At 44.7% G+C, this 19055-nt stretch carries 18 protein-coding genes and 1 pseudogene; all 19 read left to right on the top strand.

Annotated features, from left to right (window positions below):
- Positions 1-45: 45 nt before the first annotated feature.
- The 19 genes and pseudogenes from WKT00_RS02600 to WKT00_RS02510 all read left to right on the top strand — a co-directional run bounded on the left by WKT00_RS02600 (position 46) and on the right by WKT00_RS02510 (position 19055).
- A complete protein-coding gene (locus tag WKT00_RS02600; RefSeq protein ID WP_101694288.1) occupies positions 46-1035 on the top strand; it encodes a PhoH family protein in 990 nt (329 codons plus the stop codon).
- A 2-nt stretch (positions 1036-1037) separates the two neighbouring features.
- Positions 1038-1532 carry an rRNA maturation RNase YbeY gene (gene ybeY / locus WKT00_RS02595; protein WP_101694289.1) on the top strand — a complete coding sequence of 165 codons (495 nt, stop codon included), beginning with the start codon at positions 1038-1040 and terminating at the stop codon, positions 1530-1532.
- Positions 1533-1550: 18 nt separating this feature from the next.
- The gene (locus tag WKT00_RS02590; RefSeq protein ID WP_340260738.1) at positions 1551-3221 is read left to right on the top strand and encodes a putative polysaccharide biosynthesis protein; all 1671 of its coding nucleotides are present in this window, start codon (positions 1551-1553) and stop codon (positions 3219-3221) included.
- Positions 3222-3277: 56 nt separating this feature from the next.
- Entirely contained in the window at positions 3278-3697 is a 420-nt protein-coding gene (locus WKT00_RS02585; RefSeq protein WP_340260736.1) for a hypothetical protein, read from the top strand.
- Positions 3698-3788: 91 nt separating this feature from the next.
- The gene (locus WKT00_RS02580; RefSeq protein ID WP_242962620.1) at positions 3789-4010 is read left to right on the top strand and encodes a DUF896 domain-containing protein; all 222 of its coding nucleotides are present in this window, start codon (positions 3789-3791) and stop codon (positions 4008-4010) included.
- A pseudogene (locus WKT00_RS02575) lies at positions 3958-4458 on the top strand (5-formyltetrahydrofolate cyclo-ligase); the annotation flags it as partial. The gene WKT00_RS02580 and the pseudogene WKT00_RS02575, both read left to right, overlap by 53 nt.
- Before the next feature lie 75 nt (positions 4459-4533).
- Positions 4534-4716, top strand: a complete 183-nt coding sequence (locus tag WKT00_RS02570) for a DUF4250 domain-containing protein (RefSeq protein WP_334293547.1) — start codon at positions 4534-4536, stop codon at positions 4714-4716.
- Positions 4682-6127, top strand: a complete 1446-nt coding sequence (gene miaB, locus WKT00_RS02565) for a tRNA (N6-isopentenyl adenosine(37)-C2)-methylthiotransferase MiaB (RefSeq protein WP_101694292.1) — start codon at positions 4682-4684, stop codon at positions 6125-6127. The genes WKT00_RS02570 and miaB overlap by 35 nt, the downstream gene beginning before the upstream one ends.
- 77 nt (positions 6128-6204) lie before the next feature.
- On the top strand, positions 6205-6630 hold the full coding sequence (locus tag WKT00_RS02560) for a putative ABC transporter permease (RefSeq protein ID WP_101694293.1): 426 nt from the start codon (positions 6205-6207) through the stop codon (positions 6628-6630).
- Between the two features lie 59 nt (positions 6631-6689).
- A complete protein-coding gene (gene mutS, locus WKT00_RS02555) occupies positions 6690-9338 on the top strand; it encodes a DNA mismatch repair protein MutS (RefSeq protein ID WP_445292926.1) in 2649 nt (882 codons plus the stop codon).
- A 1-nt stretch (position 9339) separates the two neighbouring features.
- The gene (gene mutL, locus WKT00_RS02550; RefSeq protein WP_101694294.1) at positions 9340-11358 is read left to right on the top strand and encodes a DNA mismatch repair endonuclease MutL; all 2019 of its coding nucleotides are present in this window, start codon (positions 9340-9342) and stop codon (positions 11356-11358) included.
- On the top strand, positions 11359-12306 hold the full coding sequence (gene miaA, locus WKT00_RS02545; protein WP_101694295.1) for a tRNA (adenosine(37)-N6)-dimethylallyltransferase MiaA: 948 nt from the start codon (positions 11359-11361) through the stop codon (positions 12304-12306). It begins immediately after the preceding gene.
- A complete protein-coding gene (locus tag WKT00_RS02540; RefSeq protein ID WP_173814259.1) occupies positions 12306-12602 on the top strand; it encodes a hypothetical protein in 297 nt (98 codons plus the stop codon). Before miaA ends, WKT00_RS02540 begins: the two co-directional genes overlap by 1 nt.
- A 67-nt stretch (positions 12603-12669) precedes the next feature.
- Positions 12670-13956, top strand: coding sequence for a methionine gamma-lyase family protein (locus WKT00_RS02535; RefSeq protein ID WP_101694297.1), 1287 nt, complete (start codon positions 12670-12672; stop codon positions 13954-13956).
- 30 nt (positions 13957-13986) lie between these two features.
- Complete coding sequence (locus tag WKT00_RS02530; RefSeq protein WP_101694298.1) at positions 13987-15252, top strand: BaiN/RdsA family NAD(P)/FAD-dependent oxidoreductase; 1266 nt, start codon at positions 13987-13989, stop codon at positions 15250-15252.
- Positions 15239-16924 (top strand): NAD(P)/FAD-dependent oxidoreductase, encoded by a 1686-nt coding sequence (locus WKT00_RS02525; RefSeq protein ID WP_101694299.1) that lies wholly within the window; start codon positions 15239-15241, stop codon positions 16922-16924. The genes WKT00_RS02530 and WKT00_RS02525 overlap by 14 nt, the downstream gene beginning before the upstream one ends.
- Before the next feature lie 99 nt (positions 16925-17023).
- Positions 17024-17284 (top strand): DUF4321 domain-containing protein, encoded by a 261-nt coding sequence (locus WKT00_RS02520; RefSeq protein WP_101694300.1) that lies wholly within the window; start codon positions 17024-17026, stop codon positions 17282-17284.
- Between the two features lie 40 nt (positions 17285-17324).
- A complete protein-coding gene (gene radC, locus WKT00_RS02515; RefSeq protein WP_101694301.1) occupies positions 17325-18017 on the top strand; it encodes a RadC family protein in 693 nt (230 codons plus the stop codon).
- A 15-nt stretch (positions 18018-18032) separates the two neighbouring features.
- On the top strand, positions 18033-19055 hold the full coding sequence (locus tag WKT00_RS02510; RefSeq protein WP_101694302.1) for a rod shape-determining protein: 1023 nt from the start codon (positions 18033-18035) through the stop codon (positions 19053-19055).

The following is a 19055-nucleotide window of genomic DNA, read 5'->3' as shown; positions in this document are numbered from 1 at the left end:
GGAAAAATAAGAGAAACAAAAATAACAAAAGCAGGAGAATTACAGATGGGCTTAACAGAAATGATAATAGAAATACCTGCCGAACACGAAAGCAATGTGTTTGGTCAGTTTGATATTTATGCGAAAAAGATTGAGCGTACGCTTCATGTTACACTGATTGCAAGAGGCGAACACGTCAAAATTATGGGAGAGGCACATATGGCAGAGCGCGCCAGAAAGGTACTGGAACAGCTGACGGAACTTTCCCGGCGCGGTAACACGATTCAGGAGCAAAATGTGGATTACACACTGTCACTGGTAATGGAAGACAAGGAAGAGCAGGTGTTGGAGATTGACAAGGATGTGATCTGCCATACGCTGCAGGGGAAACCGATCAAACCTAAGACACTGGGGCAGAAGAAGTACGTTGATGCTATTCGCAAGAATATGATAGTATTTGGTCTTGGACCTGCCGGAACCGGAAAAACCTATCTTGCCATGGCTATGGCCATTACGGCATTTAAGAATAACGAAGTAGGAAGAATTATTTTGACCAGACCGGCCATTGAAGCAGGAGAGAAGCTTGGATTTCTGCCGGGAGATCTGCAGAGCAAGATTGATCCTTATCTTCGCCCGTTATACGATGCGCTGTATCAGATTATGGGAGCAGAAAGCTTCTTGAAGAATTCTGAAAAAGGACTGATTGAAGTGGCGCCTCTTGCGTATATGAGGGGACGTACGTTAGACAATGCATTTATTATCCTGGATGAGGCACAGAATACAACGCCGGCTCAGATGAAGATGTTCCTGACAAGAATCGGATTTGGATCCAAGGTGGTGATTACAGGAGACGCCACCCAGAAAGACCTTCCGGCGGGGCAGACATCTGGTCTTGATGTTGCTGTTTCGGTTGTTAAGAATCTGGAAGACATCCGTATCTGTAATCTGACGAGCCGGGATGTGGTTCGTCATCCTCTGGTACAAAAGATTGTAAAAGCATATGAAGAATATGAATCAAGAAACAAAGGAAAGAACCGGGATAAAAGGAGAAAGTAGACATGACACTGTATTACGAAGAAGAAGGAGCATTAAAGCTTCCGCTTAACGGTGAAAAAGAAGCAAGAAGAGTGATTGAAGGAGCGTTGGAATATGCAGAATGTCCCTATGAAGCGGAAGTGAATCTTCTGTTGACTATGAATGAACAGATCCATGAGATGAATCTGGAATTTCGAGGGATCGATCGGCCTACGGATGTGCTGTCATTTCCGATGAATGAGTATGAGGTTCCCGGAGTATTTGACGGACTGGAAGCGCAGGAGGACGCATTTCATCCGGAGACCGGAGAGCTGATGCTGGGTGATATTGTAATTTCCAAGGAAAAGGTTCTTGCCCAGGCAGAGGAGTACGGGCACTCTGTAGAGCGAGAATATGCTTTTTTAATCGCGCATTCTGTGTTACACTTAATAGGATATGATCATATAGAAGAAGAGGAACGAATGGTCATGGAAACAAAACAGAGAGAGATTATGAAAAGACTGGATATATTACGTTAAGTATGGAGAAAATCAATCATGGCAGAACATAAGAAAAAGAAAGAGAAAAACTTCCTGGTTCAGGGTTCGATTTTGGCAATTGCAGGGGTAATTACCAAGCTGATCGGCGCGGTGTACCGTATTCCGCTGATGAATATTGTCGGAGATGAGGGAATGGGCTATTACAACGTGGCCTTTTCTATTTATACGGTAGCTTTGACATTGACTTCCTACAGCCTTCCGCTGGCGGTATCGAAGCTGGTATCGGCAAGAGTGGCGACCGGACAGTATAAAAATGCCTACAAAGTATTCAAAGGAGCCATGACATTTGCATTGATCGGCGGCGGTTTTGTGGCGCTTTTGATTTTTTTTGGCGCCGGATTTATCGCGTCAAATATTATGCACATGGATATGAGTGTGTATGCATTAAGGATTCTGGCACCTTGTATTTTGGTCGTAGCATTCTTAGGAGTGTTCCGTGGATTTTTCCAGGGAATCGGAAGTATGGTGCCGACGGCCTTTTCTCAGGTGATTGAGCAGATTGTCAATGCGGTAGCATCCATTGCCGGTGCATACTTTTTATTGCAGATGGGAAAAGGAATTGCCAAAGCTAAAAGTAACGGCTCTTACGGACCGGCCTATGCAGCTGCGGGCGGAACCGTTGGAACCATTGCCGGCGCATTCTGTGCTATGGTGTTCGTAGCGCTGATTTTTATGGCATATAAAAAGATTCTGAAGCGGCAGATGCGAAGAGACCGCGGGCATAAAAAGGAAAGTTACAAGCGCATTTATAAGATCCTGTTCCTGACGATTGCCCCTGTAATTTTAAGTGCAACGGTCTACAATATCAGCGATTTTATTGATAATGCTATGTTCAGTAATATTATGGCCGCTCAGGGCTTTAAAAAGTCAGAGTATGCAAGCCTTCTTGGAATGTTCGGCGGTCAGTACAGCACGTTGATTAACGTACCGTTATCTGTATCAACTGCATTGGCAGCGTCTCTGATTCCAAGCCTGGTCGCAACGATTCAGACAGGAAACAGAAGACAGGTACACAACAAAATTAATATGGTAACTCGGTTCAATATGATTCTTGCGATTCCGTGTGCGGCAGGTTTTATCGTTCTTGGGAAACCGATTCTGGATCTGCTATTCTTTACACAGGATAATACAAAGGCAGCATTGATGCTTCAGATGGGCGCGATCTCCGTCGTGTTCTTCTGTCTTTCTACAGTGACAAACTCTGTGTTGCAGGGACTGGACGATATGATGACGCCGGTAAAGAACGCGGCAATCTCCCTTGCAATCCATATCGCAGCGTTGTTTTTGATGCTGGTGGTCTTCAAGTGGAATATTTACGCAGTAGTTTTAAGTAAAATTGTCTTTTCGGGAGCGATTTGTATTCTCAATGCACATGCGCTTAGAGAACGGATCGGATATGTGCAGGAACAGAAGAAGACGTTCCTGATTCCAACATTGGCAGCTTTGATTATGTCGGTGGTTACGATTGTGATACATCTGTTGGTAGAACTGTTCATCGGAGAAATTGCGGCAACGATTATTGCATTGCTTGTAGCAGTTCTTTCTTACGGGGCGGCGCTGGTACTTTTGGGTGGCGTTACCGAAGAAGAGATTCTTGGACTTCCAAAAGGTGCGACGCTGGTCACTCTGCTTCGAAAAGTACATCTGATTCGAGGTGAATACCGCTAAATCAGTATAATTATTACGACAATAGCCAATACTGTACTAAAAAAGGAGTGGTCCTTATGAAAAACAAGTACAGTATTGGCTTTTTTGTTGCAGCCATGGCAGCAGTGGTGGCCCTTTCGGGAGCTTATCGGTTTAGTTATGAAAAAGCGAAAGCGAAGGCTGCAGAAGAACTGAAAATAGAAATACAAGCAGAAAATGAGAAGAAAAAAGAATTGCAGACAGAAGAAACGACTGGGAAGCGGACGCAGCACGGCAGTATATCAGCGGATGGACAGGCTCTAAAAGAAGACTGCTATTATCTGATGGAGGTCAATGGATATGTGGTGGTCTATCTAAGTGACCGGAAGACGCCTTACGAATATACGGACATTCTGTATGATGAGCTTCCTGCCATACTGCGCCAGGAAATCAGGAACGGAAAATACCTGGAAGGCTCGGAAGAACTGTTCGGATTTCTGGAGAATTATTCGAGTTAATGTGTAGACTTCCAGGCAGACTTGGTGTAAGATAGAGAACGTAATTTGTGGAATTACCACAGAATGGAAAACAAAGGAAGGAACAAAAGAGATGAATGATCAGAAGATCGCAAGAATTAATGAATTATATCATAAATCAAAAGAAGAAGGACTGACTCCGGAAGAAGCAAAAGAGCAGCAGATTTTAAGAAGAGAGTATATTGATGCATTTAAACGCAACTTAAGAGGTCAGCTTAATAATATCGATATCAAAGAAAAAGATGGTTCGATTACGAATCTGGGTGAAAAATTTGGAAACAAAGCAGGTCATTAGAACGTGTATTTATGAAATCCGGGAACACTTGACACCATCGCAGTGGGAGATGATGACAAGCCGGATTGGAAGAAACGTTTTTTTTCATCCGGCGTATCGGCAGGCAGAAGATATTCTCTGCTATCTGGACATCCGCAGGGAGGTTGGAACAAGAGGAATCATTGAGAAGGCATGGAAAGACGGCAAACGAACATGGATTCCGAAGGTGATGGGAAAAGAGATGGAATTTTTTCGGCTTACCGCCTGGGAAGACTTAAGCCCCGGTGCTTTTGGAATCCCGGAGCCAAAAGATGGGGAAAGATTTCAGGAAAAGCAAGGGCTCGTCGTCTTACCGGGAACAGCCTACGACGCTTCTGGTTACCGGATTGGTTATGGCGGCGGATATTACGACCGCTATCTTGCCAAGCATCCGGAACTTACGAAGATGGGAATCGGATTTTCATTTCAGCTATTTCCGACGCTTCCCAAAGAGCCCTGCGATATTCCTGTGGATATTGTAATTACAGAAGAAGGAGTGAATCAAATGGAAATAAAGCTTCCTAAAGATCCCATGTTGCTGCTTAGCGTCGTAAATACGAAGATCAGGGATTACTATCATACACTGGACGCCCTCTGCGAGGACATGTGCGTAGAAAAAGAAGCTATTATCAGTCAATTGAAAGGAATCGATTATGAATATGATGAATCCAGACATCAGTTTGTCTAATGAGACGGTGCCGGTATCTGAACCGGAACGCCAGTATTATTACATAGAAAAAGCAAAGACATATGTAGAGGCGCTTCGTGAGCGTCTTGGAAGACCGGTGACATTCTGTGTTACCACCTTTGGCTGTCAGATGAATGCCAGAGACTCTGAAAAACTGCGGGGAATCTTAGAACAGATCGGCTATATAGAAGCAGAAGAAGAGGAAGCGGATTTCATTATTTATAACACCTGTACCGTCCGTGAAAACGCGAATACCAGAGTGTACGGACGACTGGGACAGTTAAAGCCCCGCAAACAGAAGAATCCGCATATGATGATCGGTCTTTGCGGCTGCATGATGCAGGAGCCGGAAGTCGTAGAAAAACTGAAGAAAAGCTATCGTTTCGTCGATATTATCTTTGGAACACATAATATCTTTAAATTCGCGGAATTGATTGTCAATCGTTTTGAATCAGACCGGATGGTCATTGATATTTGGAAGGATACGGATCAGATAATAGAAGACCTGCCGAATGACCGGAAGTATGCGTTCAAATCCGGAGTGAATATTATGTTTGGCTGCAACAATTTCTGCAGCTACTGTATCGTACCATACGTTAGAGGACGGGAACGAAGCCGGGATCCGAAAGCCATTGTCCGCGAGATTCAGAAAATGGTGGCAGACGGCGTTGTGGAAGTCATGCTGCTTGGACAAAATGTGAACTCTTATGGAAAGACCCTGGAGCAGCCAATGACCTTCGCACAGCTGTTGAAAGAAATTGAGCAGATCGAGGGATTGGAGCGGATTCGGTTTATGACCAGTCACCCGAAGGACCTTTCCGATGAATTGATTCAGGTAATGGGTGAGTCTAAGAAGATCTGCAAACATTTACATCTGCCGGTGCAGTCGGGAAGCAGCAGAATCCTGAAGAAGATGAATCGCAGATATACCAAAGAACAGTATTTGGATCTGGTAGAACGGATTCGCGCGGCGGTGCCGGATATTTCTCTGACTACGGATATTATCGTAGGATTTCCTGGAGAGACAGAAGAAGATTTTCAGGAGACGTTAGATGTGGTAAGAAAGGTTCGTTATGACAGTGCGTTTACGTTCATCTATTCCAAGCGAACCGGAACACCTGCGGCAGCCATGGAAGATCAGGTGCCGGAAGATGTGGTAAAGGATCGTTTTGATCGCCTGTTAAAAGAAGTTCAGACCATTGCGGCTGAAGTCTGCTCTGTTCACGAAGGGACTACTCAGACGGTATTGGCTGAGTCCGTCAGCGACCATGACAGCACGATGATTACAGGCAGAATGAGTAACAATCTGCTGGTACATTTTAAGGGAGAAGAAACACTGATTGGAAAGCTTGTAAACGTGCATCTCACAGAATGCAAAGGCTTCTACTACCTTGGTGAATTGGTGGAATAGTATAAATATACCACCCATAATATTGATGGGAAACGCCCAAACTATCTAGTAAGAACTAATAGTGGGGGCGTTTTTTTATGGGACAATTCAGAAAGCGGTTAAGTGAATATCTGTTTATCTGGGCGTTGGGCGGCAGTCTTTATTATACTTTTGAGCTGGTGTTTCGAGGGTTCTCTCATTGGTCGATGTTTGTGCTTGGTGGAATCTGCATGGTCTTTTTTACTGTGCAGGGCCAGATGCTCCATTGGCAGGATCCGCTGTGGCGGCAGATTTTTAGAGGCACCATCTTCATTACGGCGATGGAGTTCATCACCGGAATCATCGTCAACAAATGGATGCATCTTCAGGTCTGGGATTATACGGATCAGCCTTTTCAGTTGTTTGGGCAGATTTGTCTGCCGTTTGCATTGATCTTTTCGGGATTATGTGCCCTGGGAATTCTGCTGTCAGGGTATCTTCTGTACTGGCTGTACGGCGAGGAAAAGCCAAACTTTACTCTTTAAAAAGGGGCAGATCGGTGCTATAATGAAATATAAAATGTTAACAAAAGAGGAGAAATAACGTGGCAGAATTAACACCAATGATGCAGCAGTACATGCAGACCAAAAAGGAATATCCAGACTGCATCTTGTTCTATAGATTAGGAGATTTTTATGAAATGTTTTTTGATGATGCGCTGATTGCATCCAAAGAACTAGAGATTACATTAACAGGGAAAAACTGCGGATTGGAAGAGCGGGCGCCTATGTGCGGCGTTCCTTACCATTCTGTAGATGGGTATCTGAACCGTCTGGTCTCTAAGGGGTACAAAGTGGCCATTTGCGAACAGACGGAAGATCCGTCAACAGCCAGAGGATTGGTAAAAAGGGAAGTGGTGCGGATCGTAACGCCAGGGACTAATCTGGATACGCAGTCTTTGGATGAGACCCGGAATAATTATATTATGAGTGTGGTCTATATTGCAGACCGATTCGGAATGTCCATTGCGGATATTACAACCGGGGACTATTTTGTGACAGAAATCGGGGATAGCGAGAAGCTGTTCGATGAGATTTTCAAATTTATGCCATCTGAACTGATCTGTAATGAGGCCTTTTATATGAGCGGTATGGATTTGGATCTATTAAAAGAAAAGCTGGGAATTAGCATTTATGCGTTGGATTCCTGGTATTTTGACGATGCTATCTGTACCCAGACGCTGAAAGATCATTTTCATGTCAGTGCGATGGAAGGGTTGGGGCTTTCCGATTTCGACAGTGGGATCATTGCGGCCGGAGCTTTGTTAAAATACTTGTTAGAAACGCAGAAACGAGATCTGTCTCATATGACGAGACTTTCCGTTTATACGACTGGAAAGTATATGTTGCTTGACAGCTCTACCAGGCGGAATCTGGAGCTTTGTGAAACGTTAAGGGAAAAGCAAAAGAGAGGCTCTCTTCTGTGGGTATTGGATAAAACAAAGACAGCGATGGGCGCCAGAGCGCTTCGCAAATTTATTGAACAGCCCCTCATTGACCGGACAGAGATCAACAGACGTCTTGATGCGGTAGACGAATTCAAGAACGAAGCTATTTCAAGAGAAGAGCTGCGGGAATATCTGTCTCCGGTTTATGACCTGGAACGCCTGGTATGTAAGATTACTTATCAGTCGGCTAATCCGAGGGATCTGATTGCATTTGAGACATCTCTTGCTATGATGCCTCATGTTAAATGTATTTTGCAGGATATGAAATCACCGCTTTTAAAAGAACTATACGAAAACTTAGATCCATTAGAGGATCTTTGTACATTGGTGAAAAAGGCGATTAAAGAAGATCCTCCGATTGCCATGAAGGAGGGCGGTATCATAAGAGACGGCTACAACGAAGAAGTAGATCGCTTGAGAAGCGCCAAATCCGATGGAAAGGAATGGCTTGCAAAGTTAGAGTCAGACGAACGTGAAAAGACGGGAATTAAGAATTTAAGAGTCCGCTATAATAAAGTATTTGGCTATTATTTGGAAGTAACCAATTCTTATAAAGATCTAGTGCCGGATTATTATACCAGAAAGCAGACCCTTGCCAATGCAGAGCGTTACATTATTCCGGAGCTGAAGGAACTGGAAGATACGATCCTGGGGGCGGAAGACCGTCTGTATGCACTGGAATATCAGATTTTCAGTGATATTCGGGATCAGATTGCCAAAGAAGTTCTAAGAATTCAGACAGCAGCGCGGATTATCGCGAAGCTGGATGCGTTTGCATCGCTTGCACTGGTTGCGGAAAGAAATCACTATGTGCGTCCTGATATCAATGAAAAGGGAGTGATTGATATCAAAGACGGCAGACATCCGGTGGTAGAGAAAATGATTCCCAATGATATGTTTATCTGTAATGATACCTATCTCAATGATAAGAAAAACAGAATTTCTATTATTACAGGTCCGAATATGGCTGGAAAGTCTACTTATATGCGTCAGACGGCACTGATTGTTCTGATGGCACAGATTGGTTCCTTTGTGCCGGCGGCTTCGGCAAACATCGGAATTGTGGATCGGATCTTTACCCGTGTAGGAGCGTCAGATGACTTGGCCAGCGGCCAAAGTACCTTCATGGTGGAAATGACAGAAGTTGCGAACATTCTTCGCAATGCTACCAGCAAAAGTCTTCTGATCCTGGACGAAATTGGAAGAGGAACCAGTACCTTCGATGGGTTAAGTATTGCGTGGGCAGTGATTGAACATATCAGCAACAGTAAGCTTTTAGGAGCTAAGACACTGTTTGCGACCCATTACCATGAGCTGACGGAATTGGAAGGAAAGATTGACAATGTGAACAACTACTGTATCGCTGTAAAAGAAAAGGGCGATGATATTTTATTCCTTCGCAAGATTGTAAAAGGCGGTGCAGATAAGAGTTACGGAATTCAGGTTGCCCATCTTGCAGGGGTTCCGGAAAGTGTTACCAACCGTGCAAAAGAGATTGTAGAAGAGCTGGTTCATGCTGATATTACGACAAGGATTAAGGATATTTCCGTCCAAGGGCAAAGTCAAACAAAGGTGAAGACCAAGCATTACGATGAGGTGGATCTGGCACAGATGTCACTGTTTGATACGGTTCAAGATAATGATGTACTGGAGGAATTAAAGAACCTAGATGTCAGCAACCTAACGCCGATTGATGCACTCAATACGCTCTATCAGCTGCAGAACAAGTTAAAGAACAGGTGGTAACATGGGAAAGATACAAGTTTTAGATCCTGTGACAGTCGATCAGATTGCAGCAGGAGAGGTTATAGAACGGCCAGCTTCTGTGGTGAAGGAGTTGGTAGAAAACGCAATTGATGCCGGGGCGTCAGCCGTGGTTGTCGAGATAAAAGAAGGCGGGATCTCTTATATGCGAATTGCCGATAACGGATGTGGAATCAGCAGAGAAGATGTGCCGGCTGCATTCTTACGCCATTCTACCAGCAAGATCCGAACAGTCGATGATCTTGTACATATTGGGTCTTTGGGATTCCGTGGGGAGGCTCTTTCCAGTATCGCGGCTGTCTCGCAGGTAGAACTGGTTACCAAGACGGCGGATCAGACGTTTGGCACCAGATACCGAATTGCCGGCGGCAAAGAAGAGGGAATCGAAGATGCCGGAGCTAAAGATGGCACCACCTTTATTATTCGCCAGCTTTTCTATAATACGCCGGCCAGACGTAAGTTTTTAAAGACGCCGATGACAGAGGCAAGCCATGTAGGAGATCTGATGACCCGGATGGCATTATCTCATCCGGAAGTATCGTTTCAGTTTATCAACAATGGACAGACGAAACTTCACACAGCAGGAAACGGGAAGTTAAGAGACGTCATTTATCATGTTTATGGAAGAGAGATTGCATCAAATCTTCTGCGTGCAGAATATGAAACTTCAGGACTTAAGATTACAGGCTTCCTTGGGAAACCGTTGATCTCACGCGGAAACCGTAATTTTGAGAATTATTATATCAACGGCAGATATGTGAAAAGCAGTATCATCGCCAAGGCAATAGAAGACGGGTATAAAGATTTTACCATGCAGCATAAGTATCCGTTTGTAGTTCTTCATATGGAGATTAACACAGAAAACATTGATGTGAATGTACATCCGACTAAGATGGAACTTCGTTTCAACCGGCAGCAGGAAGTCTATAATGCAGTTTATGCTGCGGTAGATGAAGGACTTCACAGAGAGGAACTGATTCCACAGGTAGAGGTGAACGTTCCGAAAGCGCAGGAGCTGCCACCAGTTACGATTTCAAAGAAAGAGGAAGTTCCACCAGTTACAGTTTTAAAGAAGGAAGAGCTTCCGCCAGTTACGATTCCGAAGAAGTCGGAGCTTCCGCCAGTTACGATTCCGAAGAAATCGGAGCTTCCGCCGAAGGAAGAACGGGATTTGAATTACTTTATGGAAAAGATGAAAGAGCGTGTGACGGCTTATCATAATCAAAATTCCTCCGCAGAAGTAAAAGACAAAGAGAAAATCTTCAAGCCACAGATACAGGCTGATCGGATCCGGGAAGCGGTACAGTATGCAAAAAAGACAGAACTTCCAAAGTCGGAACCTCCAAAGCCAGAACCGTCAAAATCAGAACCTCCAAAACAGATGAATCTGTTTGAGGAGAGGCTTTTAAGTGAACAAGCGCGTGCAAGGCATAAGATTATCGGACAAGTATTTGATACTTACTGGCTGGTAGAGTTCCAGGATCAACTATATATCATTGATCAGCATGCGGCTCACGAGCGCGTGCTTTATGAACGGACCCTGAAGGGAATGAAGACCAGAGAATTTACATCGCAGATGATCAGTCCGCCGATTCTCTTAAATCTTGGGATGCAGGAGGCGCAGCTTCTGAATGAATACATGGATCAATTTACCCGAATTGGATTTGAAATCGAAGAGTTTGGACAGGATACCTATGCGGTGCGGGCGGTACCGGATAATTTATTTTCTCTTGCAAAGAAAGATCTTCTGATTGAAATGCTGGATAGTTTATCCGATGAACTGAACAGGACGATGACAGCGGAACTAATTGATGAAAAGGTAGCCTCTATGTCCTGTAAAGCTGCGGTAAAAGGAAATATGAAACTTTCCGCTGCCGAAGCGGATGCTTTAATCGGAGAACTCCTGACACTGGATAATCCCTATCACTGTCCACATGGAAGACCGACGATTATTTCCATGACAAAACGGGATTTGGAAAAGAAATTTAAGAGGATTGTATAAATGAAAAAGAAACCTTTAATTGTATTGACAGGACCGACAGCCGTTGGGAAAACAAAGGCCTCTATCGGTCTTGCGAAAGCCATCGGCGGAGAAATTATCTCGGCCGACTCTATGCAGGTTTACCGGCATATGGACATTGGATCTGCCAAGATCACCAAAGAGGAAATGCAAGGGGTTCCTCATCATCTGGTAGATGTGTTGGAGCCCTGGGAGGAATTTCATGTTGTTAAGTTTCAGCAAATGGCTAAAAAGGCGATGGAAGCCATCTATGCTAACGGACATGTCCCGATTTTGGTAGGAGGAACAGGATTCTATATTCAGGCACTTCTTTATGATATTGATTTTACAGAAGACAATAAGGAAAGTGGTTTTCGAAAAGAGCTGGAAGACTTTGCAAAAGAGTATGGAGCAGAGGCGCTTCATAGCAGATTAGAATCGGTAGACGAAAAAGCCGCGCAGGAGATTCATGCCAATAACGTGAAACGGGTGATACGAGCATTGGAATTCTATCATCAGACCGGACAGAAGATTTCCGAACACAACAAAGCGGAACGGCAGAAAGAATCGCCTTATGACTTCTGCTATTTTGTGCTGACAGACGATCGCAAAAAGCTTTACGAGAAAATTAACTGCCGGGTTGATCAGATGGTGGAAGAAGGGCTGATAGAAGAAGTACAAAAGTTAAGGGAAATGGGATGTACCCGGGAAATGGTTTCTATGCAGGGGCTTGGATACAAAGAAATTCTGGCTTATTTAGAGGGTGAACTGACATTGGAAGAAGCCGTTTACCGGATCAAACGAGACACCAGACATTTCGCAAAGCGACAGATCACCTGGTTTAAGAGGGAGAGACAGGTGATTTGGATCGAGAAACAGGCATATGACTATGACGAAGAAAAAATATTGGAACAGATGATACAGAAGATTAGACAAATGGAGGGAGTATAATGTTTCGCAGGTTATTTGGAGGATCCAAATTTCTAAAGAAAATGAATACCTTAATGGAAGTTTATTCTTGCAGCCATAACGCAGCGGCTACCTATAAAGAACTGGTGCAGCTGGCGCCGTTGCTTAAGACAGAAGGAGAACGGGCGCTCTATGAATTGAACCGGGCATCCCTTCTCTATGATATGAAGGATTATCGGAAAGCGGCGGATATTGTTCTGGAGATCCCATCTCTAAATCCGCAGTTCGACGCCAAATGCGCGCAGTTAAAGACGAAGATTATGGATACTCTGATTTAAATTGACAGGAAGCAAAACAGCGGGCAGAGAAATCCAACAGAAACCATAATGGAAGGATGAAAAAAAGATGTTTGAAATGGAAACAATGTATCGGGAAATCGGAATCCGCAAATCGGTTCTTGATTTTGGAAAAAAGATAGAAGAGCGTCTCAGTGAACGTTTTCAGGAGATTGATAAAATTGCAGAATATAACCAGCTGAAGGTCATCCATGCGATGCAGGAAAAGCGGGTGAGCGCAGACTGCTTTCATTATGCAAGCGGTTATGGATACGATGACCACGGAAGAGATACCTTAGAAGAGGTTTATGCGGCAATTTTCCATACCGAGAGCGCATTGGTACGTCCACAGATCGCCTGTGGAACGCATGCCCTGGCTTTGGCGCTTAGCGCTAATTTAAGGCCTGGAGATGAACTGTTATCTCCGGCCGGAAAACCCTACGATACATTAGAGGAAGTGATTGGAATTCGGCCGTCCAAGGGATCTTTGGCAGAATACGGCGTAAGCTATTCTCAGGTGGATCTTTTGGAGGATGGAACATTTGATTATGATAATATCGCAAAAGCATTAAACGAAAGAACGAAACTGGTCACAATTCAGCGTTCAAAAGGCTATCAGACCAGACCGAGTTTTTCCGTGAAGCAGATCGGGGAACTGATTGCTTTTGTGAAAAAGATCAAGCCAGATGTCATCTGTATGGTAGATAACTGTTACGGAGAATTTGTAGAGACCATTGAACCAAGCGATGTGGGAGCTGATATGGTAGTCGGATCTCTGATTAAGAATCCAGGCGGTGGTCTTGCACCGATTGGCGGCTATATTGCCGGACGTGAAGACCTGGTAGAGGCCTGTGCATATCGGTTGACTTCTCCGGGACTCGGGAAAGAGGTAGGCGCATCCTTAGGCGTAATGCAATCTTTTTATCAGGGACTTTTCCTGGCACCTACAGTTGTTGCCGGAGCGTTAAAAGGCGCTATTTTTGCTGCAAATATATATGAGGAACTGGGATATCACGTTATTCCAAACAGCACAGAAAGCCGCCATGATATTATTCAGGCGGTAGAGTTTGGCGTGCCGGAAGGTGTCATTGCATTCTGCAAAGGAATTCAGGCGGCAGCTCCAGTAGATTCTTATGTCACTCCGGTTCCATGGGCGATGCCGGGTTACGACAGTGATGTCATTATGGCTGCCGGAGCATTCGTACAGGGATCTTCCATTGAGCTTAGTGCAGACGGACCGATTAAGCCGCCGTATGCGGTATATTTTCAGGGGGGATTGACCTGGCCTCATGCCAAGCTTGGAATTCTAATGTCGCTGGAATACCTGATTCGGGATGAGGTTGTCACCTTAAAATAATACAAACACAGGAGAAGGGAGAGCCAAAATATGAGACGAATTGGCATTATCGGGGGAGGCGCATCTGGGATCGTAGCTGCAATTGCAGCTGCCCGTACCAATGTGCAGGCAGAAATTACGATTCTGGAACATAAAGATTCCATTGGCAAAAAAATACTGGCAACCGGTAATGGAAGATGCAATCTGACAAACCGGACACTGGACGTATCCTGTTATCGAAGCGAAGATTCTGATTTTATATCGAATCTACTTCAAAAGTTTGATACCGAAGATGCCATTCGTTTTTTCTCTTCTTTGGGGTTGGTAATGAAATGGCGCGGAACGTATGGGTATCCCCGCTCGGATCAGGCGGCATCGGTTGTAGAACTTCTTGAGCTGGAATTAAAGAGACTTGGAATCAAAATTCGTACCGGAATCCATGTGGATGCCATAGAAAAGAAAAAGGCTGGCTATCTGGTGTCAGCAGGAAAGGAACGACTGGTGTTTGACCGTGTGATTCTTTCCTGCGGCGGAAGAGCTGCACAGAAGCTTGGTTCCGACGGCAGTGGTTACAGCCTTGCAAAGTCATTGGGGCATACGATGGTGCCGGTAGTTCCGGCGTTGGTACAGTTAAAAATCAAGGAGCATCCGTTTGCCAAGGCATCGGGGGTACGAACAGACGCATCGGTTTCCGTGTGTATTGGTGGAGAGCGCAAAGCGAAAGATACCGGCGAGCTTCAAATTACCGCTTATGGGGTCTCCGGAATTCCTATATTCCAGATCAGCCGTTACGCCGCGTACGGCTGCTATGAGAAGAAAAAGGTATCGGTGGAGGTCGATTTTCTCCCGGAACTTGGGGAAAAAGAAACAGAGCATTTGTTTTTACAGAGAAGGAAAGACTGTGCAGATCGAAAGGCCGGTGACTTCCTGACGGGAATCTTTCCAAAAAAATTGATTCCCTGTCTCTTAAGTCTTGCCAAAATTAAGATCCATACACCCGTAGAAAAGCTTAGCGATGCCAACTTACATACACTGGCAAAGGTCTGCAAGCATACGGATCTGTTCGTTTCTGAAACGAATGGTTTTGAAAATGCGCAGGTCTGTGCAGGAGGAATCAGAACGACCGAAGTTTGTCCTGATACGATGGAATCAAGGAACCTGAAAGGGCTTTATCTAACCGGAGAATTATTGGATGTAGACGGTATCTGCGGCGGATATAACTTGCAGTTTGCCTGGGCAACAGGATATTTGGCAGGATGTGCTGCAGCCGGAGACAGGAAGGATATAAAGAGGGACATAAAAGATGATTCGAATTAATCAGTTAAAATTAGATATTTCTCATACAGAAGCGGATCTGTCGGCGAAGATATGTAAAACTCTTCGCATCAGGGAAGATGCGCTTCTTTCTTATACCATAAAAAAGGAATCCCTGGATGCAAGGAAGAAGCCAAAGCTCTATCGGATTTATACGGTAGATGTATTGGTAAAGAATGAGCAGGGACTAAAAAAGAAGCTTCGGAATGCTTCTTCGGTACAATTTGATCGAAAAGAAATTGTTTATCGTCCAGCAGTCACAGGGACAAAAGAATTATCCCATCGTCCAGTTATTGTCGGAACTGGACCTGCCGGGTTGTTCTGTGGCTATCAGCTGGCAAGCATGGGATATCGTCCCATTCTCCTGGAACGTGGAAAGAAGGTAGAAGACCGGGTGAAGGATGTGGCTGATTTTTGGCAGACCGGTATCTTAAATCCTCAGTCAAATGTCCAGTTTGGAGAAGGAGGCGCCGGAACTTTTTCTGACGGGAAGTTAAACACTCTGGTTCATGACAAGTTCGGTCGTCATACACGTGTACTGGAACTGTTCGTAAAATATGGCGCGCCAAAAGAGATTCTCTATCAGAATAAGCCGCATATTGGAACGGATATTCTGATTGAAGTGGTGAGAGGCATTCGGAATGCCATTTTGGAAATGGGTGGAGAGATCCGCTTTTCCTCCCAAATGACAGATCTTATTATTCAAAGTGAAACGTCAAAAATAAGCGGGATTAAGGTGTTTAATCATACCACACAAGAACAAGAACTGATTCCGACAGATCTTCTAGTTTTGGCCATTGGTCACAGCGCCAGAGATACTTTTGCAACATTACAGCAGAAAGGGCTTCCTATGGAGGCGAAATCCTTTGCTGTAGGAGTAAGAGTAGAACATCCGCAGGAAATGATTAACCGTGATCAATATGGGGAAGACTATGAACAGCTTTATCATGGACAGCTTCCGGCAGCGGCTTATAAGCTCACCTGTAATCTGGAAAGCGAAAGAGGCGTATATACCTTCTGCATGTGTCCTGGCGGTTATGTGGTCAATGCATCTTCAGAGTCCAATCGCCTGGCGGTTAATGGCATGAGCTACCATGACCGAGCTGGAAAGAATGCAAATTCTGCAGTCATTGTAACGGTGACCCCAAATGACTTTGCGGAAAATGCAAAAAACAAAGAAAATGAAGAGGTTGCAGAAAAGAGCGAAGGAAATGTATTAGCGGGAATGGATTTCCAGCGGCGGCTCGAAGAGGCTGCTTACCAAGAAGGACAAGGAAAAATACCGGTACAGCTCTTTGAAGACTTCTGTCAGAACCGTCCGTCAAAAGGTCCGGGATCCTTTGAACCTCAAATGAAGGGTGCATATCACTGGGGAAATGTCAGAAATATTTTCCCGGATTTCCTTTCGGAGGCACTGGAAGAGGGAATCAAAGCCTTTGCCATGAAGCTTCCGGGGTATGCCGGAGGGGATACCGTTTTATCTGGTGTCGAAAGCAGAACCTCTTCTCCGATTCGCATCATAAGGGATGAGTCTTTGCAGAGTACAATCGGCGGAATCTATCCCTGCGGCGAGGGAGCGGGGTATGCGGGAGGGATCACTTCCGCGGCGATGGATGGCTTAAAAGTAGCTGAAGAAATCGCCAAAAACTACCGTTTTTTCGACATTTCCAAATGAGAAATAAGAAAAAATTAATGGGTTAAGTCTATACACCTTTTCGGAAATGTGATAGAATGTAGTGAGTTTTTAGATGGATAAAAACGAGGAGGAGTACATATGAAAGGAACAGGGAGCAAAAACTCCTGGGCTTTATTTTTGCTGATTTTGGCAGGAATTGTGCTGGGTGGTTTTATTGGCATGCTTGCAGAAGGGGTTCCGGCGCTTAACTGGCTGTCCTACGGTCAGACTTTCGGGCTGGATGAGCCGATTGTCCTCAATCTTGGACTTTTGGTGATTACCTTTGGGCTTTCCATTAAGATTACCATCGCAAGTATTATTGGCGTGATTCTTTCCATTATCATATATCGTTTCTTATAAATGATTCTGTTACCAGCCATCGTGCGATTCAAAAGAAAAAATGAATCAGTCAAATACTATGCGTGAAATTCCCCTGACGGAACGTCCTTATGAAAAATGTGAACGGAAAGGAGCCGCCTCGTTAAGCGATGTGGAACTGCTTGCTGTTTTACTGCGAACGGGCACCCGCGGGGAGAATGCACTGGAACTTGCGGGAAGAATTCTCTATCATGCCGGGGAAGCAGGCATTTTAGGTCTGCATCAGTTCAGCATGGAGCGATTAAAAAAAATCAAGGGAATCGGGAAGGTAAAAGCGATTCAGCTATCCTGCATTTCGGAACTTGCCAAGCGGCTGGCGAAGGCATCCTATCCGGATGCGATCTGTTTTCTGGATCCTTCCACCGTGGCGAACTATTATATGGAAGATATGAGGCATGAGAAGCAGGAGATTCTAAAGCTTCTTATGCTGAATTCAAAGTCCAAATTAATTGGAGAAACAGATATATCCAAAGGGACAGTCAACGCGTCTCTGATTACACCAAGAGAACTATTTATTGAGGCGTTGCAGAAGAACGCGGTATCAATCGTAATCTTACACAATCATCCCAGTGGAGATCCGACGCCCAGCCGAAACGATATGTTGACTACCAAGCGGATTATGGATGCAGGAAAACTGATCGGAATTGAACTATTAGATCACGTTATTATTGGAAATAATTGTTATGTAAGCTTCCGGGAATCGGGAATTTTATAGAAAGGGTTCTGTCAGATGGCAAGAAATATATACGGACTAGATCTTGGCTCTTATGAAATCAAGGTCTATGATAAAAGAAAAGATACAATCTGGAAAGAAAAGAATGCGATCGCACTCGTAAAAGAGCGTGAGATCTTTGCAGTCGGAGATGAAGCATATGAAATGTATGGAAAGGCGCCGTCCAATATTGAAGTGGCATTTCCCATGAAGGAAGGCGTTATTTCCCGATTTAATGATATGCAGTTTCTGTTGCAGAGTCTTTTGAAAAAAGACCGGCAGTTTTCCAGAGGGGCAGAATATGTGATTGCAGTGCCCACGGACGTTACGGAGGTAGAGAAAAAAGCCTTTTTTGATTTGGTGATCCACTCCAATGCCCGTGCGAAGGAAGTCAATATCGTAGAGCGTGCAATTGCAGATGCGATTGGTCTGAATCTGGATGTGGAGCATACCAATGGCCTTGTCATTGCCAATTTCGGAGGCGAGACAACCGAATTGTCCATTCTCGCCGGAGGCGGAATGGTAATGAATCGTCTTTTGAAGGTCGGCGGAATGGCATTCGATGAAGGTCTGGTAAATCTGATCCGTCATCGGCACGACTTCCTGATTGGCAGACGGACAGCGGAATATCTCCGCAAGAATTTTGGGGTATTCACCAGTGATGCAGAATCCATGCTTCCTGTTGCAGGACGGGATTTGATTACAGGTGTTCCAATGCAGAAGACCATCTCCATTACGCTTGCCAGGGCAGCGATGAAGGAGCCGCTTTTAGATTGTGTCCGTGCCATTCAGTCTCTGATTGACCGAACCCCGCCGGAAGTCAGACGGGCGATTCAGAAGAACGGAATCTTCCTGACCGGAGGCGTTGCCAGCATGCCGGGACTGGAAAGTTATATCGAAGAAATGGTTGGAATTCCAACGCGGACGGCTCTTGAGCCAGACATTTGTTCTGTGATCGGAATCAAGAAGATCATTCAGTCGAAAGAGCTGCGCAAACTTGCATATTCAATGTTAGATGAAAATTATAGGTGGATGAGATAA

This window comes from Dorea sp. ICN-14282, from assembly GCF_037890115.1.
GTDB lineage: Bacteria > Bacillota > Clostridia > Lachnospirales > Lachnospiraceae > Dorea_B > Dorea_B phocaeensis.
The sequence above is the reverse complement of the archived record's forward strand: the minus strand, read 5'-3'. Positions and strand labels throughout refer to the sequence as shown.